Raw genomic sequence first — 20324 nt, 5'->3', positions numbered from 1 at the left:
CCGCCAACCGAAGATTGCGATTCTAGTAACCGCCTACCCCCAGCCCGCCAGCGAAATAAGCGGGCCGCCGTCGAGATAGCGGCGCAGGGCCCCCGCACTCGTGCGGACGAACTCCCCCGGCGCCAAGGGGAGTTCGTCGACGTCGACCCAGGTGACCTGGGCGTGCTTGGTGGGTTCGCGGTTCTCGGGCTCGCCGGTCCAGTCGGCGGTGGCGAAGACGACGGTCACGTAACCGTTGGGGGCCGCGACACCCAGGGAGCCGTGGACGACGTGCACGAGCTCCAGGGTCTCCGGCTCCACGGTCAGACCGGTCTCCTCGTACAGCTCGCGTACCGCCGTTTCCGTGATGGGCTCGCCCGGTTCGCTCTTGCCCATGGGCAGGTCCCACAGGCCCTGCCCGAACACGGCGCGCGGGCCACGCTGGAGGAGAACGACACGGCCCGCCGCCCGGTCGTGGACGATCACGGCGGCGACCAGCACGGTCATGGCATCAAGGGCCGGCTTCGGGGTTCTGCTGTGGTCGGTCATGGTGCGCCGGAGTCTAGGGCGACCCACTGACATCACCTCCGGCACCGCCTCCGGGGCCACTTCCGGCATCACTTCCGGCGTGACAGCGGCCGTTCCACGAGCGCGTACGACGCGAGGGCCGCCGCGACCGTCGCCACCATGCCCATCGGCAGCAACTGGTCGTCCGGCACGCCCAGGTCGGAGAGGAGGCGGATGGCAGGGTAGTGCCACAGGTACATCCCGTAGCTGAGGTTGCGGCCGACCCAGGCCAGGGCGCCGATCGAGAGGAGACGGGACGGCCAGGACCGGGGGAGCAGATCCAGGGTCGCCACCACCGTGGCCGTCAGGACCGCGGCGAACATGAAGCCGACCGTGTACCAGACGGGGTTCCACGCGCTCGTCTCGGCGATCGGGATCTGCCACGCGACCAGGCCCAGCAGCGCGAGCGCGGGCCAGCACAGGCGGCCCGACCAGCGGCGGAGCAGCTCCAGGCGGGGATCGTCGGCTCGTAGGCGGGCCAGGACGACGGCCAGCAGGGCGCCGATGAGGAGTTGGTCGGCGCGGGTGTCGGGGCCGTTGTAGATGCGGTGGGCCGCCCCCGGGTCCCAGAGGGCGAGGCGCCAGAGCAGCGGAAGGACGCACAGGGCCGCCACCCAGGCCAGTACCTTCCGCGCCGTGGTCCGCCGTAGAAGAAGGAGCAGCAGCAGGGGCCAGGCCAGGTAGAACTGCTCCTCCACCCCCAGGGACCAGGTGTGGCTGAGGGGCGAGGTGAGGTCGGAGTACGGGCCGGACTCACCCGCCCGTACGAGGTTGACGACCGACACCGCCGCCAGCACCGCCGCCGTCCACGCTCCGTCGAACAGCGGCAGCGGGAACGCCAGGGAGAGAATCGCGGTGACCGCGCACATCGTCAGCATGGCCGGGCCCAGCCGCAGCCAACGGCGCCTGTAGAACGACCGCAGGCCGATGCCGCCGGTGCGGGTGTACTCGGCGATCAGCAGCCGGGTGATGACGAAGCCGCTGAGCGTGAAGAAGACGTCCACGCCGACCGAGCCGCCGGGTACCAGCTCCGGCTTCACGTGGTAGACGATCACCAGCACGACCGCGACCGTCCGCAGTCCGTCCAGCCCCGCCACCCGCCCACCACCGCGCAGCGCCGACGGAAAACCCCGCCCGCCACCGGATCTGCGCCGCACGTCCGTCGCGACCGCCGCGACCGTCGTGCCTGCCTTGTCCGCCGCGTTTACGGTGTCTACCGCGCTCCGGTTGGTGGGGGTGCTCATAACGACCGCGCCTGCCCCGCATCGGCGGAGTCACACCCGTTCTTATGGTCTCCACAGCTTCAGGACCGCTTTCCGGACGCCACGCCTCCGCCCGAACTCTCCACGTCGTCCCTCCCCCGTCCGCTCAACCCTGCGGGTCTCGCGCCGGTCTACTCTGACGCCGCGGACAGCGGACAGCGGTCATGCGTGTGAGCGGAGACGAAACAGGATGAACAGCCGTACGGGAGCCCCTCGCAGAGTCGGCGGCAGCCGCGACAGGCAGCCAGGGCGACGCGGTACGCGGATACACCGGACGCGTACGACGGTACGCAGCACCGGCGTCCCCTCGCACCCGCCGGTCAGCGCCGACAACCACGGCGGACCCCTTCTCTCGGGCCCCGCCCGGCGTATCGCCGCCGTGAGCGCGCTGATGCTGCTGCTCAGCGGCGTGATCACGGTGGGTGTGTGGTTCTGCATCACCTTCCAGACCGTCGTCACGCCGGTGCTGCTCGCGCTGCTTCTCTCGGCCCTGCTCGGCCCGTTCTACCGGCGGCTGGTCAGGATGAGGTTCAACAAGTCCCTCGCCGCCGGGCTGACCTGCGCCGCCGTGATCCTGGTCATGGGCGGGGCCGCGTACATCGTGGTGAACGCACTGATCGACACCGGCGACCAGATCGTCACCTCCGTGCAGCACGCGGCGAAGGACCTCAGCGAGCGCTTCGACGTGGTCGGCAACTCCCTGGACGAACTCGCCACGAACGCCAAGGAACTGTTCTCCAAGTTCGGCGGTACCGCGGTCTCCGGTGTGCTGAGCGGCGTCAGTCTGCTCACCGAGATGATCGCCACCGCGACGCTCGCGATCCTGCTCCTCTTCTTCTTCCTCCGCGACTCCGACCGGGCCGTCGCCTCGCTGCACTCGCTGGCGCCCCGCGGCTCCGGCGCGACCCTGGAGGTCATGGCCCGGCGCGCCTTCCAGGCGATCGAGGGCTTCATGCTGGGTACGACGATCGTCGCGTTCATCGACGCCGTGTGCATCACCGTCGGTCTGCTGATCCTCCAGGTGCCGGGCGCCGTCGGCCTCGGGGCGCTGGTGTTCATCGGGGCGTACATCCCCTACCTGGGCGCGTTCCTCTCGGGCGCGGTGGCGGTCCTGGTCTCGTTCGCGGACGGTGGGCTGACCACCGCGCTGTGGGTTCTCGGTGTGGTCGCCCTCGTCCAGCTTCTGGAGGGCAACGTGTTCCAGCCGATGATCCAGAGCCGTACGCTCCAGATGCACCCGGCGGTGATCCTCGTCGCCCTCACCGCAGGCGCCTCACTCGCCGGCATCCTCGGCATGCTCCTCTCCGTACCGCTGACGGCGGCGGCGTTCGGCGTGCTCTCGGAGCTCCGGGGGCGGTACGAGGAAGGCGCGGACCGGAGCGTCGAGGCGACGCACTGACCGGAGGAGGGGTGACCCGGCCCCGGCGATCAGCCGGACCACCCCTCCCTGCCCTTCGTCCTCGTCGTCCTCGTCGTCCTCGGCAACAGGGTCAGCCGAGGGCGCGCACCTTGATCGAGTAGATACCGCGGCCGTGCGTTGCCGCGTACAGGGTGCTGCCGTCGGGGCCGAGTTTCAGCTGGAGCACGGCGACAGCCGGGAGGTCACCCACGCGCTGCCAGGTCGTCCGGCCCGGTGCGCGGTAGAGGACGCCGAGGTCGGTGCCGACGGCCAGGCCGCCGTTCGACGTGACGACGGCGGAATCGGCGGGAACGTCCGGGAAGTTCTTGGAGATGTCCTTCCAGGTGGTGCCGCCGTCCTTGGACTCGAAGACATGGCCGACGCCCGCGCCAGGACCCTCGGTCCACTGCCGGGAGAAGCCGTTGACCGTGAGGAACACGTGGTCGGCGTTCTTCGGGTCGATGGCGAAGCCGCTCAGGTACCGGTTGGGTACGGTTCCGTCGACGGGCAGCGTGATGTCGTGCCAGCCGGTGCCGTCCGCGTTGCCGACGGAGATGCCGCGCGCGAAGCCCTGGTTGTTGCAGGGGCCGCACCAGGCCGCGTAGACCTTGCCGCCGGAGGCCGCCACGGCCGTCGCGGTGTGGCCGGCACCGAGGTCGTACACGCTGGTCCACTCGTCGCCGCTGCGGATGGCGTACCCGTGGGTCTGCACCCACACGTGACGGCCGCCCGCGATCCACGTCGAGGGGCTCTTCGCGTCGGCCGCGAGCGGCGCGATGAAGCGGGCCTCGCTGGTGGCGTTGTCGGCCGGGGCGACGTTGTAGGACGTGACCTTGCTGGAGTCGTCGATCCAACTGCCGTCGTTGACAGCGCAGTTCTGGGTGACCTGGATGGACAGGTAGACGTACTCCTCGGCGATGTCACAGCCGTTGGCCGGGTCGGTGAGGGTGTCGCCGCCGTCGCCGCCGAAGTTGGAGCCCATCACCCGGTCGTTGCCGCGGAGGACGGACTGGCCGTTGTCCTGGAGGCCGCCGGTGACGGAGACGCCCCCGTGGTCGAGGTCCTTGCCGATGCCGACCGAGTAGTACTGCAGGGTGTCGATGGTTCCGTCGTTGAGGGAGGTCCAGTCGGTGGCGTGGCCGGAGGTGTCCTGCCGGCCGTTCAGCGGGCGCTTGTAGACGCCGCCGTCGTTGCCGACGTACACGAAGCTCCTGCCGTGGTAGCGGCCGATCGCGACACCGTGCTGGTCGGAGTGGGTGGTCTGGGAGCAGTCACCGGACTGCTTGGCCGGGTCGATGCTCCAGCAGGAGAAGCCGAAGTTCCAGTACGGGCCCACGGTCGACCAGGTGCCGCCGCCGTCCCTGGACTCGTAGACCTCTTCGAGCCCCGCGTACACGTGCTGCGGGTCGCTCGGGTCGACGGTCAGGAACTGGTTGTACCAGGCCTGGACGCCGGGCATGTAGCCGCTGGACGTCAGCGCCGAACCGGAGGCGGCCAGGCCCTGGTAGTCGGCGATCTTCGTCCAGGGGCCGGTCGGGGAACCGGACTTGGAGACGTAGAAGCCCTCCAGTCCGCTGTCCGGGTTGGTGTTCAGCTGCTCCGGGGACTGGTCGATGGCGTAGTAGCGGGAGCCGTCGGCGGAGCGGGCGAAGGTGACGCTGCCGACGTCGTCCGGGTCGGCCGGGAGGTCGCCCAGGCCGCTGGTGATCCGGGTCCAGGTGCCGCCCGCGCCCTTGGTGTAGAAGCCGTTGTAGTCGTCACCGCTGCGCCAACCGACCGCGAGGACCACCTTGTTCGGGTTCTTCGGGTCGATCGCGATGTCGTTGGCGATGTTCTTGTACGGGGCGTCGGGGTCCGCCGCCTCCGAACCACCGGGCAGGAACTCGGGGTTGGGGGCGAACTCCAGTTTCCAGGCGCCCTTCAGCGTCTTCGTGGAGTGGCTCCAGACGCCCTTGCCGGTCGCCGCCCACACCTTGCCGCCGCCGAAGCGCAGCTGGTGGACGGTGGTGGACTCCAGCTCGTCGCCGCCGACCCGGGCGCGGGAGGAGAACGTGCCGTGGTGCGGGTCCGTCAGGACGTAGACGCCGCTGCCGAGGTAGGCGTCCGCGTTGGTCGTCGCCTCGCCGGTGCCCAGCCACAGCCGTCCGGCGCCGTCGAGGGCGAGCGCGCCGGTGGACTGCGCGGGCAGCCGGTCGCTGATGGCCTGCCAGTGCCCTCCGCCGGACCTGGACCGCCAGACCCCGCCGCCCGCACTGCCGGCGTACACGTATCCGTCGTCGTCGGCGGCCATCGCGGCCATACGGCCTGTCACATTTCCGGAGCCGCCACTGGAGTTGGAGTCGACGTCCCGGTAGCGCGGGTCGTCGGAGTTGTAGGGCAGGTCGGTGATGTTCCGCCAACTCCCCTTGGTACTCGGCAACTTGTTCAGGCTCTGCCACGCGGCGCCGTACGCGCCCGGTGCGACGACACCGGGTGAGGTGCGGGCCTCGGAGTACTGGTCCGCGCCCTCGGCGATCTCGTCGGCCTCGTTGCCGTCGTCCCCGTCGCCGTCGTCGCCCTTGAGGGCCGGGGTGAGCGCACCCACCGACTGCGCACGATCCGCGGCGAGTCGGCCGAGAACGCGAGGCCCGAAGGGGCTGCCGCCCGCCCCGGGCGTGGCGCCGGCGGGTATCGCGACGAGTGCGGCGGAGGCGGTGATGGCGCAGATCGTGAGCCATCGTCTTCTACGAGTCGGTGCTGACACCAGGTCCTCCCAGAACAGGCGTTGAGACGGCTGTAACAGCCGTCGCAGGGACCTGATCACGGACGGAGGACGAAGCGGCCCGCACTTGGACAGGCTTTGACCAGAACCTGCCGCTTCGTGTACAGCACACAGCCGGCTCATGGCACGGCGAAGGAAGGGCCGCCCTCGCCGTTCCACCGACCGCCGACAGCCCGGCCCCGCCGATGTCCTGGCGCCGCTGTCGCCCCGCCGAGCCGCACGGACCTCACGGTCCTGGGCGGAGTGGGGCTCAAGTACGGGCTGATCTCGCCCTCGGTCGTCACGCCGAAGGTGTTCAGGAAGTTGCTGACGAGCTGGTAGAAGCCGACGGTGATGACGAGGTCGGAGAGCTGTTGCACCGTGAGGAACTCCAGCACCTCCGCGCGCTCGGCGTCGCTCAGGGTGTGCCGGGCGAGCAGGCGGTCGGTGCAGCGCAGGACCGACGCCTCCGCCTTCGGCAGTCCCTCGGTGGATCCGGTCGAGGCGGCGGTGATCGCGGCCTCGCCGAGACCGACCAGGCGGCCGATGTTCTCGTGATGGTGAACCTCGTACGGCGCCCGGTAGACGTGGCCGACCCGCACGATGGCGAGTTCGCGCAGTTGGTCCGGGAGGGAGTTGCCCCGCAGGACCGCGTCGCCCAGCTGGAGGAGGCCGGGGGCGAGTGCGGGCGAGTGCATGATCATGCGGAAGACGTTGAGTGAACCGTGCTCGGTGACGGCTTCCCGTAGGTCTGCGGGCAGGTCCGACAGGTCTGGGTACTCCACGGCGAACTCCTTCGTGAGGGGCGGCTCGGCCGACGTCACCCTTGACCCCCTGCCGTTCGTTGTCCAACTCGGCCCGCCGGGAAGGGGATCGAGGACCCGGTCGCCGCGAGCGCCGGGGAGGGGCGGTTCGGTCCTCCCCGGGCGCTGTCTGTCGGCGTTCAGCGCGTCGGCGTCTCCAGCAGGGTAATGACGCCGGAGAACAGGCACAGGTCGTTCTGCACGAGGGAGACGACCGCACGGGTCGTGATTCCGTCGGGTGAGTCCAGGAGGCTGGCGTGGACCCAGGTCGGTGCGTCGAACTCGCAGTAGCGGGCGAAGACCGCGTCCATGCCGATGGCCGTCACGGGCCGCGGGTGTGCCAGGGCCTGCGCGGCCTGGCGTGCGGCCTCCAGGACCAGCATGCCCGGCGCGTGGTCGACCGGGTGATCGAACAGCATGGGGTGCTGGAGGTCGACCCGCAGCCGGCTGCGCCCCGGTACGTCGGAGGCGGAAAGGACCACGTCCCCGGGGTGGTCGCGCCCGACGCGGAGGTGTGCCACCGGAGGTGACACGGGGAGTGCGCGGCCGGTGGACCAGGCGATGTCGGCGTAGGGGCCGCGCAGGCGCGCGTAGAGGGCCGGTGCGTGGTTGGCGAAGCGGGTCTGGGCGGTTCCCACCGTCATGCCGTCGCGCACGATCTCGAGCTGCATGTTCACCGAGGCGAGCCGGCCGGCACGGCGTACGACGTCCTGGCAGGCGACGCGGAGTTCGACGGCGGTGTCGCCCTCACCGACGGCCAGGGCCGCGGGGGTGAGGGCGTAGCTCAGGCTGCTCCACGACTGGCGGTGACCGAAGGGCACGCCGTAGGCGGCGTGGCTGAGCAGGGGCACCGTCTGGCGGATCGTTTCGGCGAAGAGGAGAGGGTCGTGCAGGCCGTGTCTGGAGCGGTAGAAGCTGTGGTCCTTCGGCCAGTCGGCCATGACGCGGTACGTGTCGGGTCCCGTTTCCTGCCACTCCGTGAGCAGGACCTCCGACGCGTCCACCTTGTGTACATAGTCACTTGTGACCGGAATGCCGACCACGGTGTCCGGCAGATCCTGAGCGGTAATGGACATGTGAGCTCCCCCTGGCATTGACCAAATCTGACCCGGCCGCGAGGCTGGGTCACATAAACATAAAGATTGCTCTGCTCTCTATGTTCACGGGTAGGTAAAGGGGTCTTCAATTAGACGTCAAGCGAGCGGGTGTCGCTCGGCTCGGACGGCCGATGGCGCGGGGCGCATATCAGGTGTTCGTTCGTAAAGCGTAAAATTTTGTCGTCAAGCTTTAGCGTAATGATTATTCTTTTTTGGAGCCGGCATGAGACAGCTGAAGCAGCAACGAGCCGTGGAGACGCGGGAGGCGATCCTTCATGCCGCGGCGGCGGTGTTCGACGAGTGCGGGTACGCCGGCGCGAGCATCAACCGCATCCTTGAGCGGGCGGGTGCGACCTCCGGTGCCCTCTACTTCCACTTCACGTCCAAGGACGGCCTCGCCCGCGCCGTCATGCAGGCGCAGCCGCGGACGATAATGCCGCTGCTGACCTCCGAGGGGCTCCAGCGGCTGGTGGACATCACCATGATCTGGTCCCATCTGCTGCAGACGGACACGCTGTTGCGCGCCGGAGTACGCCTGACGACGGAGCAGAGCGCCTTCGGCATGGAAGGCGCCGCGACTCCCTACCAGGAGTGGGCGGCCATCATGGAGGAATGCCTGGTCACGGCCGCTGAGCGGGGGGAGCTGCAGGCCGGGGTGGACCCGAAGGAGCTGGCCGAGCTCGTGGTCGAGACCTGTACGGGCATGCAGCTCTTCTCCGCCGCCGCCACCGGACGGGCGGATCTGCCACAACGCGCCGTCCGTATGTGGAAGTTGGTCCTCCCCGGCGTCGCCGTCCCCGCCCTGGCGGTCCGCATCGTGATCGATCCCGAGCAGGGCAGGGCGGCTGTCTATGGCAGTCTTCCCGCTGCGGGTTCAATGACCTGACCGGGCCCCGCACGGCGGTGGCCCGGTGATCCGGTGATCCGGCGTTCCGGTGAATCGGTGATCCACATGATCAGGGACTGCCGCCGCCGTCCGCCCCGAGCAACGACGCCCGGGCGGCTCCCCGCACGCGCATCAGCTGTGCGCGGCCCACGGGAGTCTCCGGGCGGCGGGTGCGGGGCCTCTGGAGGGGGAACATGAGACGGGAATTCGAAAAACTGCGGCTGGCCGCGCTCAACATCGACGGGGTGCTGCTCAACGACACCTTCAGTCCGGTGATCCACCACTTCGTCGTCAGCCGGGGCGGTGCGTACACGGCCGAGACGGAGCGCGCGATCTTCTCGCAGCCCCAGCACATAGCGGGGCAGCGGATGGCGGAGGCCGTGGGCGGCACGATGTCGGGCGAGGAGGCCCTGGCCGCCTACTTCGAGGAACGTGACCGCCATGTCGCCCGCCATCCCGTCGTGGTGGCGGACGGCGCGGTCGAACTGCTGCGGCTCCTGCGGAGCCTGGGGCTGCGCACCGTCTGCTACGGCGGACTGCCCAAGGCCCACTTCGACCACTTCCTCGGGGCCCACGCCGAACTCTTCGACGGCCCGGGGTACGTGTGCACCAACGACTTCCGGCCCGGGGTCCACGAGATCACCACGGACGTCTTCCAACTGAAGTCGGACCAGGCCGTGTTCGTGGACGATGTGGCCCGCGTCGCGGAAGCCGCCAAGGACCTGGGAACCCCCTTCATCGGGCTCCCCAGCCCCTTCGAGCACGGATTCCAGCGTCAGCTGATGGGGGAGGCCGGAGTGCGTCACGTCGTCGACCGCCTCGACCGGATCGACGAGGACCTGCTGCGTCTCGTCGACGCCCGGGCCGCGACCGGCGACGCGTGGGGGGAGTGACCGTGCTGCACGGAAGAGTTGCCATGATCACCGGCGCGTCCAGCGGCATCGGGGCGGCGGCGGCCCGGCTCTTCGCCGCCGAGGGCGCCGCGGTCGTGCTCACGGCCCGACGCGCCGAGCCGCTCGAAACCCTGGCCGAGGAGATACGCGGCCTCGGCGGCCGTGCCCTGGCCGTGCCCGGCGACGTCGCGAGGGGCGAGGACATGGCCCACGTGGTCGAGCGCGCGGTCGACACCTTCGGCCACCTGGACGCCGCCTTCAACAACGCCGGGTACGCCACGGCCGGCCTGCCGCTCCACGAGATCGACGACGCGACGTACGAGCAGACCATCGACGTCAATCTGCGTGGCGTGTGGAACTGTCTCCGGCATCAGATACCGGCCATGCTCGACTCCGGCCGGGGCGGCGCCGTGGTCAACACCTCCAGTGTCGCGGGCACCGCGGCGACGGGTGCGTCCGCGGCGTACGTGGCCGCCAAGCACGCGGTCATCGGCCTGACCAAGGCCGCCGCCGCGGACTACGGCGTCCGGGGCATCCGGGTCAACGCCCTGGTGGTGGGCAGCACCCGCACCGAGATGATGGAGCAAGTCCTCCAGCAGGCACCGGAGTTGGAGGAGGCGTTCGCGGCGGCCTCGATCCAGCGGCGCATGGCCGACCCCGTGGAGGTGGCGCGGACCGCCGCCTGGCTCTGCAGTGACCAGGCATCCTTCGTCACCGGAGCGGCCGTGCCGGTCGACGGGGGTGCGACCGCCACCCACTGATCTGCTCGCGCCGAACACTTCCTGCCAACACTCCCTGTCCCGGGCTTAAAAAGAGAACGATCGCTTTGAAAAAGTGCTGCTCGGGAGGTAGTTTCCGCATCGGGGCGGCCGTATGAAGCCGGCCGCCCCGACGGATCCGCCCGGCCGGGCGGAAGCCCACGGGAGGGATCGCGGCGGTGCAGGTCAGGGCGGCACATACCCGGGAGCTCCTCATCCGGGGCGCCGCCCTGTGCATGGACGCACAGGGCTACAGAGGAGCCACCCTCGCGGCCATCTCCAAACTGTGCGACGTCTCGATGGGCGCCCTGACCTTTCATTTCCCCGACAAGACCAGCCTGGCCGCGGCGGTGATCCACCTGGGTGCCGCGACCGTTCGCGAGGTCGTGGAGGCCGTGTCCAAGGAGTACGACTCGCCCCTGCGGGCGGTGGGGCTTCTGCTGCGCGCCCTCGTACGGCTGATCGAGGAGGACGTCGTCGTCCGGGCGACCGCCCTGCTGGCGCGCGAACGGGCGGACATCGCCACCGACTGGCAGGAGGCATGGATGCCGTGCCTCGTCGAACTGGCCGACCAGGCCGACGCGCGCGGCGAACTCGGCCCCGGTGGCGGGCCGTACCTGGTGGCGACGCTGGTGGGCTGGCTGGTGGCGGGGGTCGAGGCGTATCCGCGCACGCCGGCCGGGCGGCGGGCCGATCTCAGTGGCGAACTCGCCCGCGTATGGCCGCTGATCGAGCGCGGGATCGCCGGCGGTGCGCTGTAGCGGCGGCACGGCTGTCGGATGCCGCCGCCAGTGTGCCCGCTACAAACCGGGGGTGCAAAAACAAAACGAGTATTCTATATTTTCCCCAGGCGGTGCCCTGGCCAGCCGGGCCCGCACGAGACGGGGGAGCTCTATGTACACCGTGGTCCAGCCGGGGCCCGCACGCTCACAGCACACCAGGACCACCATCAGCCGTGGTCCCGGACGGATCCCGAGAGACCAGCACAGGACCGCCGAGCTGAGACGGCACCGGGAGGAGTTCCTGGAAACGCTCTTCTCCTCCCTCAGCAGACGGGACCAGCGCGTACGCGGTGAGCACTATCTGCGCGGTCTGCTGCTCGCCGAGGGCCGCAAGTCGGTCCGCAACATCGCCCTCTCGCTCGGCTGGCCGGACGAGGAGCAGCGGCTGCACCACTTCATCTGCGGTTCGACCTGGGACTGGAAGCCGATGCGTGCCGCGCACGCCGGTTTCCTCGACCGGCTGTGCCCGCCCCAGGCATGGGTACTGCACGCCGTGACCATCCCCAAGGACGGCGAGCACACGGTGGGCGTCGACCGGTTCCTCGACCCCCAGGCCGGCCGGTCCGTGAGCGGCCAGCGGGCCTTCGGCGCGTGGTACGCCTCCACGGCCTTCAGCGCGCCCGTCAACTGGAAGCTGTTCATGCCACGGCACTGGATCGACGACGAGGCACTGCGGGGACGGGCCGACATCCCGCCCGCCGTCGGCTACGAGTCGATGGAGCGGTGCGCGGCCGACACGGTGCTGGAGGCGGCACGGGACTGGCCCGTCGCGCCACGGCCCGTGCTCATGGACCTACGGGCGGACGCCGACTGGCAGTCCGCCCGGCGTCTCGCCGCCGGAGGGCTGCCCGTGGTGGCGAGGATCGCCGCGAGCACCCGGTTCGTCGTGGACGACCCCGGGCTGCCGGGGTTCGACGAGTGGCCCGTGCCGGCGGCGAGCATCCTGGAATCGGCCAGGTTCTCCCGGCGAGCCGTCGACTGGGCCGACCCGGGCGGCTCGGGCAGTGTGCACACGTCGAGCGTGGCCGCCGTCCGGGTCCGGGTGGCCGGGGCCGGACTCGGCCATCAGCGGCCTCTGGTGCTCCTCGGCGAGTGGCGCCACGAGCAGGAAGGTCCCGCCCAGGTATGGGTGTCCGACCTGGCGGACACCACTCCGGCGGACCTGCTGAAACTGACCAAGCTGACCCGCAAGGTGGCCCTCGACCGTAGCCTCGGCGCGGACCGGACAGGGGCCCGGGACTTCGTGGGCCGGTCGTTCTGCGGCTGGCACCGCCACATGACCCTCGCGTCCGCCGCCCACACCATGCGCCTGCTGGCCCTGCGAGGGGGACGCTGAGGCGGCCGTCGCCGGTCACCCGGCACGCCGTACGGGCCGGGTAGGGGGAGGCGGGGGAGGAGTGGTCGCGGCTCGGGGGCGGGCACGTATGCGCGTCAGCCGATGGCTTCCTGTGCCTCAACCGCCGCTGTCGCCCGTGCCGTTCATGCCATTCGTGCGGTTCATGCGATTCACATGGTTCATGCCGTCCGTACTGCCCGTTCCCGTTCCCGTGCCCGTGCCCGGCGTTCGCCGTCCCCGGGTGCGGCGCACTCGCCCAGCGGGAGTTCCGGTGGTTCGGGGGCGCCGGGCAGGACGGTCCAGTGGTGGGCTCGGGCGTGCTGATCGAGGCGTGGGTCGCCCGCCACGGCCACGGGTGTGCCCACCGCGTTCAGGATCGGCAGGTCGGACAGGTGGTCGCCGTAGGCGGTGCAGTCGGCGAGGTCCGCCCCGTGGACCGAGGCCGCCAGTCGTGCCGCGTCGGCCTTCGCCGCGCCGATCATCGGTGGGCGCAGCAGTTCCCCGGTGTAGCGGCCGTGGAGGATCTCGGGAGTGGTGGCCAAGAGGTCGGTCACGCCGAGGTGTTCGGCGAGCGGCAGGAGCACGGCCGGGAAGGATCCGGAGACGAGGACGACGGTCTCGCCCCGCGATCTGTGCCGGTGCAGCGCGTCGACGGCACTGGGGTTGAGGAAGCCGCCCTGGTCCAGCTCCCGCTCGAACCAGACCCGGGCCAGATCGGTCACCGTCGCCGCGTCGGCGTCCCGGAAGTTGGCGAAGTACGCGCGGTTCGTCGCCTCACGGGGCACACCCACGGCCGTCATGGCCTTCAGCCGCTGACGCCGCTGCTCGTACACCTGGGGGCCGTGTCCCCGCGCCGCGAGGTAGAAGCGCAGGAAGCGGAAGAGCGTGATGTCCGTGGTGAGGGTTCCGTCGACGTCGAAGAACGCGAGGCGTTGGGGACTCATGGTCTCTCCTGTGAGGCGTTGCGCCCCGCCCGACGCCGGCGAACGCGGCGTCGGGCGGGGCGCAGGGGCGGCGGAAGCGATCGGGTCAGCCCTGGACACCCTTGGACTTCAGGAGTTCGGCGGTGGCGGCGATGGTGCCGGCCTCCTGGAGTTCGTGGTCCTCCACGTCGATGTCGAAGCGTCGCGAGAGCGCCACGGCGAACTCGACCAGGACGAGGGAGTCGAACTCGAGGCTCTCGAAGTCGGTGTCGACGTCGGTGTTCTCCGGGACCTCGTAGTCGGAGCGGAGGATGTCGATCAGAACGTCGGCCAGGGGCAGGGTTGAGGTGCTCATGTCAGCAATTGCCTTCCGGGTATGAGGAGATGAGAGCTACGTGTGCGGTGACGCGGGGCCGGGACGGTCAGGCGGGCACGATGTCCGGCCAGGTGAGAGCCGCCGCGCCCCAGGTGAGACCGCCACCGAACGCGGTGAGCAGGACACGCGAACCCGGGGTGAGCGAGCCGTTCGCGGCGGCGTCGGCGAGGGCGAGCGGAATCGAGGCCGCGGAGGTGTTGCCGACCTTGTCGAGGTTGATGACCGCGCGCTCGGCGGGGATGCCCAGACCGCGGGCGACGGCGTTGAGGATCCGTACGTTGGCCTGGTGGCCCACGAGCCAGTCGACCTGTTCGGCCGACCAGCCCAGCCGGTCGAGCACGGCCTGCGACGACTCGGTCATGCGGTTGACCGCCTGGGTGAAGACGTGCTTGCCCTGCATGGTGAAGTAGCGGTCGTCGGCGTCGGGCGTCGGCGTGGTGGCGCGCTGGCGTGAACCGCCGCCCGGGATGGTGATCAGGTCCCGTCCGGAGCCGTCCGAGCCCAGCTCGAAGCCGAGCAGCAGACCGGCCCTGTCGTGGTTGTCATGGTCGTCGTGGTCCGACGCCGCGGAGAGGACGACCGCTCCGGCACCGTCGCCGAAGATCACGTTGGTGGTCCGGTCGGACGGGTTGAGGATGGTGGAGTAGGTCTCGGCCCCGATGACCAGGGCCCGCCGAGCCTGCCCGGCGGCGATGTACGCCGAGGCGGCCGCGAGCGCGTAGAGGAAGCCCGAGCACACCGCCGCGATGTCGTAGGCCGCTACGGGCCCGAGGCCGAGGCGGGAGGCCACGTCGGGGGCGGTGGCGGGGCAGGGGTTGTCGGGTGTGGTGGTGGCCAGTACGACGAGGTCGACCGCGCCGGCACCGGCTTCGAGGCCGGCCGATTTCAGGGCCCGGTGGCCGGCTTCGACGGCGAGGTCACCGGTGGCGACGCCGGGTCCGGCCCAGTGCCGGCTACGGATGCCGGTGCGGCTGGTGATCCATTCGTCGGTGGTGTCGAGACGTTCGCAGAGGGCTGCGTTGGTGATGCGCTGCGGGGGCAGATAACTGCCCAGACCGACCAGCGCGACAGGTGTGGTGTGCACGGCGATCGCTTTCTGGCGGATGGCAGCGGTCAGGGCAGCAGGTGTACGACGTTGCAGGTCAGCCGGGTTCCGCCGAGAGAGGCGGTGATGCGTGCGGTGCGCCAGGTGCCCTCGGCGGTGGGAAGCTGCGCGGTGCGGTCCAGCGTGACGCGGAAACGGCCGCCGGGATCGGCCCCGGCCGCGGCTTCGGTCCCGGTGCTGGGTGCGAAGACGGTGCTGCGCATCCACAGCGTGTTGGAGTCCGCCCGGGTCAGCCCGTCGAGCTCGTAGAGCAGCACCTGCCCGAGCTGGAGCGCGGAGACGAACAGGTCGATCGCGGTGGGGCCGTACTCCTCCGCCGCGTCCGGGCCGGAAGGACTGGAAGGACTGGAAGGGTCGGGAGTGTCGACGAGGGTGAGCCGGGCGTGCGCCGTGCCGGCGGAGACGTCCGCCACCACGTCCTCCAGGTACTGGGCGCGGCTGTGGTGCGAGACGCCGAACGCCGTGGAGTTCCAGGGACCGTCGAGGTCCTCGGCCGTGCCGTAGGAGCCGGACGCGCGGTCGGGCTCGTCCGCTGCCGGGTGCTCGGCCTCGATCTGGAGGGTCATGGAGGCCACCGTGCACTCCATGGTGGTGACGCACAGGCCGGCGGTGTCCGGGGAAGCGGTGGTCGAGCGGTGCCGGGCCGTCACGTCGAAGCGCTCAAGGCCCTCTTCGTCGGGGGCGGCACCGGCCTTGATGCGTATGCCCAGCACCCGGAAGGGCGCGTCGGCCGCCAGACGGTGGGTGTGGGCGGCGTACAGACCGGTGAGCCGGGCGGCGAGGAGCATCCCGTCGAGGGTCGACAGGTGTGGTCGCTGGACGGCCTCACCCTTGAGCGACCAGTTGTCGGGCAGGTGGATGCCCGCGGTGGCGCGCACCTCGCCCGGCGTCGAAGGCGTGCCGGCGGCGATGGCGATGTCGGTCAGCGAGTACGTGACCCGCTTGAAGCCCTCGCCGAAGAACCGTGCGTGACGATCCCCCAGAACCTCGTCGACGCTTCTGAGTCGAAGCTCCCGTATTCGTTCGTTGACCTGCATATGTGTTCTCCCCCATCAGGATTTGTCGGCTGTCGCCCGCCCCGGCGCGGTGCGCCGGGGCGGGAGCGGACTCAGTGGTCCCCGAGCTGTGCCTGCGCGGCGAAGACGCCGTGGTGGAAGTACAGCCGCGCCTCGGCGATGAGGCCCTCGTCGTCGAGGCGGAAGACGGAGATACCGGACCAGTTCACGGGGTTGCCGTCGGTGGTCACCACCGCGCCGCGCCAGGAGACGGCGGTCTCGCCGCCGGTGGTGTACGCCTCGATCGGGGTGATGCCGATGAACGGGTCGAACAGCGGGATCACCTTGCGCAGCTTGGCGAGGATCGCCTCACGGCCGCGGATCGGCTCGCTGCCGACCGGGTCGTGGAAGAGGGCGTCCTCGGCGAAACCCGCCCCCCACAGCTCGGCGTCGGCGGCCAGCGAACCGGCGTAGAACTGGTGGACAGCCTTGGGCATGGCCGGGAATGACATCGTTCTTCTCTCCTTGGAACTGACGGAACTGACGGAACTTCAGTGGGTACGGGTACGGGTATCCGTACGCGGCCGGTGGGCCGGTGCGGGGTGCGCCGGTCAGGCGGTGAACGCCTCGTGGATCGCGTAGCTGTCCTCGTACATGTGGTAGCGGACGATGCGGCCGTCGGTGACGGTGAAGTGCAGCGCGTACCGGTTGGTGAACTTCTTTCCGGTGGCGATCACTTCGAAGACGCAGTTGGCGATGACCACGGCGTCCTGGCCCTGCGTGACGCGGGTGGTGATCTCGAACGACTCGGGGCCGCTGAGGAGTTGGGGGAAGAGGCCGAAGAACTCGGCGATCTCGTCCTGGGTGGACCGGGAGCCGGCCCAGGGGATGCTCGGGGAGCCCGCGACGTAGAAGTCGACGGTGTCGGCGAACTGGCCCAGCAGGGCCTTGGAGTCCCCGGCGCCGAAGGCGGCGAAGAAGGCGTCGACGGTCTCGTCGGTGGTGTGAGTGGCGGCGGTGGTCATCGGGGGTCCCACTTCTTCTGGGTGGTGGAGGGGTGTGCATCCGGCCGGGCCTGGTCGGATGGTGAAGCGGCCGGGGCGGTCGGGGCCTTCGGGGGCTGTGCCCCCAGCACCCGCGCGACCCGGCGGTCAGGGCGTACGAGGAGTCCCCGGGCGTTCGCCGGCGCGGTGACCCGGCCGTGCGCGGGTCGGGGGAGCCGGTGTACTGCCCGTACCGGGGGGATCGACGGCTCGGCGGCGAGTGTCTCGGCAGCCGCGTCGTCGAAGTCGTTGCCGAAGTCGCCGTCGAATTCGTTGTCGTCGTCGAACAGCACCAGCGTCGAACCGTCGACGCGGTCGCTCAGGGGGAGGAAGGGGACGGGTCCCCCGGTGGTCCGCAGGGCGGTGGGAACCCGCGCTCCGGCTGTCAGCTCGTAGTGGGCGCCGTTCCAGTTCTCGTCGCCCGGATACAGCTGACTCCAGGACAGAGCCAGTGCGTCCAGCTCCTGTCGCACAGCCGGGACGGTCGTTTCGTCCGTGGTCCGGATCCGCTCGATGAACGGCGCCAGGAACGTCGTCTTCACTACCTTTTCCGCGTAGGAACGACGTTCCTCATCATATCCCGAAAGAATACTCGAATCGTCGTTGTTCAATGCCAGGAGAATTCTCCAGGACAGTGCGAAGGCGTCGCCTATTCCGAGATTGAGTCCCTGTCCACCGGCCGGCGTGTTCAAATGCGCGGCATCACCGGCCAGTACGACGTTTCCGGCCACCAGGCGGTCGGCGATCCGCAGATCCACGGAGTACTGGCTGGTGCGGACGGCGTCCGCCAGCCTCAGTCGGCTGCCGAAGCCGAGGGTCTCGATCGCCTCGGCGATCCGGCACCACGGAATGTCCACGCCACGTTCCAGGACCAGCCCGGACACCGCCGGACCAGCCACGAGGACCTGGTCACCGGGGATCGGCATCATGGTGACCATGCCCGCTTCCCCGACGTAGATACCCACTTCGTCCCGGCCGACGAGTTCCCGCTGGACGCCTTCGACGAGCAGATAGCTCGACGTCAGACTCCGGCCGGTCATCGAAATGCCCAGGGACTCGCGCACGGCGCTGCGCGGGCCGTCACTGCCGATCAGGTAGGAGCAGTGAATATCCTCATGGCCTTCGAAACGGACCGTTACCCCGCTGTCCGTCGCCTCGTGGGAAAGGTAACTGACGCCGTGTTCCGTCTGTGCGCCGAATTCGAGCGCGTATTTCTCGAGCAGCCCTTCCAGGATCGGCTGCGGCATGTTCCGGTAGCCGTCCAGGAAGGTGTCCATTCCGGTCATCTCGGCGGAGTACGTCCCCGCCCCGCTGACCCGGAAGGTGAACCTTTCGAGGGGAATGCTGCGGGCGTACACGTCGCCCAGCAGCCCGAAGGAGTCGAGGAGTTCCAGGGTCGGCGCGTGTAGCACGACCGCCTTGGGCCGGTCCCCGCGGTGGAGCCGGCGTTCCGCGACGAACACCCGCACCCCGGCCCGCGACAGCAGTCCCGCCAGGACCAGCCCGGTCGGCCCGCCGCCGATCACGACGACGTCGTAGTTCTTCATACCTTCTCCTGCTCTCCCGTTCTCAGGCTGTCCCGTTCTCGGGAACAAGCCGCGTCGCGGTCTAGGAGGACGACGCGGCCCGCGCTGTGTCGTCGGCGGGGGCGGCGGGCTTCGCCGGTTCCGGCTGGGGGAAGAAGCGGCCCAGGAGTTTCGGGTTGGCGACCAGGAGGATCGCGCTGAACACGAGCACTCCGCCGAGGGCCTGCAGTGCGGTGAGCCGTTCGCCGACCGCCACCCAGCCGACGATCGCCGCGGTGACCGGGTTCATCAGGGGAAGCGGAGCGGACTGGGAGACCGGCAGCCGCTGGACGCCCGAGAGGAAGAGGGCGAAGCCGAGTGCGCCGACCACGAACGCGGCCCAGGCCAGGCCCGCCAGCTGCCTGCCGGTGAAGCTCGGCGGCGCACCCTCGAAGATGAGGGAGAGCGGCAGCAGGACGACCGCGGCGCCGAGCAGGGTCCAGCCCGCCGTGGTGAGGCTGTGCACTCCCTCGGGGCGGCCCCACTTACGAGCGAGGACACTGCCGATACCCATGCTGGAGGCGCTGCCGAAGCCGGCCAGGATTCCGATCGCGTCGAGGCTCGCCGAGCTGCGCAGAACGAGCAGCGCGACGCCGGTGACACCGACCAGGCAGGCGATGTAGTGGTGCGGCCGGATCTTCTCCTTGAGGACCACCGACGCGACGGCGATGGCCACCAGGCTGGACGTGGAGTTCAGCGTGGCCGCGACGCCGCCGGGCAGCCGCTGCGCCGAGATCAGCAGGAACAGGGTGAACATGCCCATGTTGAGCGTGCCGAGCACGAGCGACTTCCACCACCAGTCGCCGCGGGGCAGGCCGGGACGGATCGCCAGCAGCAGCAGACCGGCGGGCAGCACCCGCAGGAAGCTGTCCCAGTAGGGGGTGGGCGGCAGATAGTGGCCGGCGACGTAGAAGAGGGTGCCGCCGATCGCCGGACCGAGTGCGGTGCGGACGAGAAGGGTGGAGTTTTTCATCTGGTGGGCTCCGGGGAGGGGAGGTTGGTTGGCACGCGGCGCTCGGGAACGATTGCGGCTCGGTGAGGACGTGCGCGAAGTGGCCCCGGGACGGGGCCGGTTGGCCGCCCCTCCCGATGAGCGGCGTCGTCCGCCGGGTCAGGCGGTGGCGCTGAGGGCTTCGCGGCCGGCGAGAACGACGGCGGTGTGCCGGGCGACGCGTTCGCCGAGGTGCTCGGCGGTGGCGATGTCGGCCTTGGAGACGTCCTGCGGGGGGAGGTCGGCGGGCGTGCTGGCGGCGGCGCCGTTGAAGTAGCCGAGGCGGTTGAGGTCGTTCTCGGACTCGGTGCTGGTGTGCCAGCCGGGGTGGAGGCCGAGGTTGATCCAGTTCATCTGGTGCTGGGCGGCGAGGGTGGCGAAGTAGCCGAGGGTGGAGTGCTTGTCGCCGGCCTTGCAGGCGGCGTTGGTGAAGCCCGCGCCGAGCTTGTCCTTCCAGGCGGAGGTGGCCCAGCGCTTGCTGGTGGCCTCGGCGAAGACGTGGAACTTGCCGGCGGCGGAGCCCATGTAGGTGGGGGAGCCGAAGACGATGGCGTCGGCGTCGTCGAGGAGCTGCCACTGCTCGTCGGTGATGGAGTCGACGCGTACGAGGGTGACGTCCGCTCCGGCGGCCTGGGCGCCGCGTTCGACGGCCTGGGCGAGGACGTCGGTGTGGCCGAAGCCGGAGTAGTAGGCGATGACGACGGACGGCTTCTTGGACATGCGGTGGACCTCCAGGGCGATAACGACGTTATGAGAAAGGGCGGTTGGGGCGGCGGGAGCAGAGAAGGGGGAACGGGAGCGGAGGAGGGGGAACGGGAGCCGTG

The 20324-nt window shown here is 70.1% G+C and carries 20 protein-coding genes; 6 read left to right on the top strand and 14 right to left on the bottom strand.

Translation table 11 applies throughout. The annotated features are described in order from the left end of the window. Positions 1 to 33: 33 nt before the first annotated feature. Entirely contained in the window at positions 34 to 528 is a 495-nt protein-coding gene (locus tag PV734_RS15380; RefSeq protein WP_319090625.1) for an NUDIX domain-containing protein, read from the bottom strand. A 68-nt stretch (positions 529 to 596) separates the two neighbouring features. Continuing rightward, positions 597 to 1790, bottom strand: coding sequence for an acyltransferase (locus PV734_RS15375; protein WP_319090624.1), 1194 nt, complete (start codon positions 1788 to 1790; stop codon positions 597 to 599). A gap of 208 nt (positions 1791 to 1998) precedes the next feature. Between PV734_RS15375 and PV734_RS15370 the strand changes: the two genes are divergently transcribed. Then, complete coding sequence (locus PV734_RS15370) at positions 1999 to 3207, top strand: AI-2E family transporter (protein WP_415924209.1); 1209 nt, start codon at positions 1999 to 2001, stop codon at positions 3205 to 3207. A 91-nt stretch (positions 3208 to 3298) separates the two neighbouring features. On the opposite strand, the gene PV734_RS15365 is transcribed toward PV734_RS15370, so the two are convergent. The 3 genes from PV734_RS15365 to PV734_RS15355 form a co-directional block, all read right to left on the bottom strand. Then, positions 3299 to 5950, bottom strand: a complete 2652-nt coding sequence (locus PV734_RS15365) for a glycosyl hydrolase (protein WP_319090623.1) — start codon at positions 5948 to 5950, stop codon at positions 3299 to 3301. Positions 5951 to 6087: 137 nt separating this feature from the next. Then, on the bottom strand, positions 6088 to 6732 hold the full coding sequence (locus tag PV734_RS15360; protein WP_319289853.1) for a carboxymuconolactone decarboxylase family protein: 645 nt from the start codon (positions 6730 to 6732) through the stop codon (positions 6088 to 6090). Positions 6733 to 6890: 158 nt separating this feature from the next. After that, on the bottom strand, positions 6891 to 7826 hold the full coding sequence (locus PV734_RS15355) for a ScbA/BarX family gamma-butyrolactone biosynthesis protein (RefSeq protein ID WP_319090621.1): 936 nt from the start codon (positions 7824 to 7826) through the stop codon (positions 6891 to 6893). A gap of 244 nt (positions 7827 to 8070) precedes the next feature. Between PV734_RS15355 and PV734_RS15350 the strand changes: the two genes are divergently transcribed. The 5 genes from PV734_RS15350 to PV734_RS15330 all read left to right on the top strand — a co-directional run bounded on the left by PV734_RS15350 (position 8071) and on the right by PV734_RS15330 (position 12502). Next, positions 8071 to 8733, top strand: a complete 663-nt coding sequence (locus PV734_RS15350; RefSeq protein WP_319090620.1) for a ScbR family autoregulator-binding transcription factor — start codon at positions 8071 to 8073, stop codon at positions 8731 to 8733. 194 nt (positions 8734 to 8927) lie between these two features. After that, on the top strand, positions 8928 to 9626 hold the full coding sequence (locus tag PV734_RS15345; protein ID WP_319289852.1) for an HAD family phosphatase: 699 nt from the start codon (positions 8928 to 8930) through the stop codon (positions 9624 to 9626). A gap of 2 nt (positions 9627 to 9628) precedes the next feature. Beyond that, complete coding sequence (locus PV734_RS15340) at positions 9629 to 10387, top strand: glucose 1-dehydrogenase (protein WP_319289851.1); 759 nt, start codon at positions 9629 to 9631, stop codon at positions 10385 to 10387. Positions 10388 to 10563: 176 nt separating this feature from the next. Next, positions 10564 to 11145, top strand: a complete 582-nt coding sequence (locus tag PV734_RS15335) for a TetR/AcrR family transcriptional regulator (RefSeq protein ID WP_319289850.1) — start codon at positions 10564 to 10566, stop codon at positions 11143 to 11145. Positions 11146 to 11278: 133 nt separating this feature from the next. Further along, positions 11279 to 12502 (top strand): transposase, encoded by a 1224-nt coding sequence (locus tag PV734_RS15330; RefSeq protein WP_319289849.1) that lies wholly within the window; start codon positions 11279 to 11281, stop codon positions 12500 to 12502. A 179-nt stretch (positions 12503 to 12681) separates the two neighbouring features. Here PV734_RS15330 and PV734_RS15325 read toward each other — a convergent pair whose 3' ends face one another. The 9 genes from PV734_RS15325 to PV734_RS15285 all read right to left on the bottom strand — a co-directional run bounded on the left by PV734_RS15325 (position 12682) and on the right by PV734_RS15285 (position 20220). Beyond that, positions 12682 to 13446: an HAD-IB family hydrolase gene (locus PV734_RS15325; RefSeq protein ID WP_319289848.1), complete on the bottom strand. Its 765-nt coding sequence runs from the start codon at positions 13444 to 13446 to the stop codon at positions 12682 to 12684. 85 nt (positions 13447 to 13531) lie between these two features. Continuing rightward, a complete protein-coding gene (locus PV734_RS15320; RefSeq protein ID WP_319090614.1) occupies positions 13532 to 13780 on the bottom strand; it encodes an acyl carrier protein in 249 nt (82 codons plus the stop codon). A 67-nt stretch (positions 13781 to 13847) separates the two neighbouring features. Continuing rightward, positions 13848 to 14885, bottom strand: coding sequence for a beta-ketoacyl-ACP synthase III (locus PV734_RS15315; protein WP_319289846.1), 1038 nt, complete (start codon positions 14883 to 14885; stop codon positions 13848 to 13850). A gap of 29 nt (positions 14886 to 14914) precedes the next feature. Beyond that, positions 14915 to 15943, bottom strand: coding sequence for an AvrD family protein (locus tag PV734_RS15310; RefSeq protein WP_319090612.1), 1029 nt, complete (start codon positions 15941 to 15943; stop codon positions 14915 to 14917). A gap of 71 nt (positions 15944 to 16014) precedes the next feature. Next, on the bottom strand, positions 16015 to 16413 hold the full coding sequence (locus tag PV734_RS15305; protein WP_319090611.1) for a nuclear transport factor 2 family protein: 399 nt from the start codon (positions 16411 to 16413) through the stop codon (positions 16015 to 16017). A gap of 99 nt (positions 16414 to 16512) precedes the next feature. After that, on the bottom strand, positions 16513 to 16926 hold the full coding sequence (locus PV734_RS15300) for a nuclear transport factor 2 family protein (protein ID WP_319090610.1): 414 nt from the start codon (positions 16924 to 16926) through the stop codon (positions 16513 to 16515). After that, complete coding sequence (locus tag PV734_RS15295; RefSeq protein WP_319289844.1) at positions 16923 to 18491, bottom strand: FAD-dependent oxidoreductase; 1569 nt, start codon at positions 18489 to 18491, stop codon at positions 16923 to 16925. Before PV734_RS15295 ends, PV734_RS15300 begins: the two co-directional genes overlap by 4 nt. 61 nt (positions 18492 to 18552) lie before the next feature. Then, positions 18553 to 19482, bottom strand: coding sequence for a DMT family transporter (locus PV734_RS15290; protein WP_319090607.1), 930 nt, complete (start codon positions 19480 to 19482; stop codon positions 18553 to 18555). A gap of 138 nt (positions 19483 to 19620) precedes the next feature. Next, positions 19621 to 20220, bottom strand: a complete 600-nt coding sequence (locus PV734_RS15285) for a flavodoxin family protein (protein ID WP_319090606.1) — start codon at positions 20218 to 20220, stop codon at positions 19621 to 19623. Positions 20221 to 20324: the final 104 nt, after the last annotated feature.

The sequence above is a fragment of the Streptomyces sp. AK08-02 genome, from assembly GCF_033795085.1.
In the GTDB taxonomy this organism is placed as follows: Bacteria; Actinomycetota; Actinomycetes; order Streptomycetales; family Streptomycetaceae; genus Streptomyces; species Streptomyces echiniscabiei.
The sequence above is the reverse complement of the archived record's forward strand: the minus strand, read 5'-3'. Positions and strand labels throughout refer to the sequence as shown.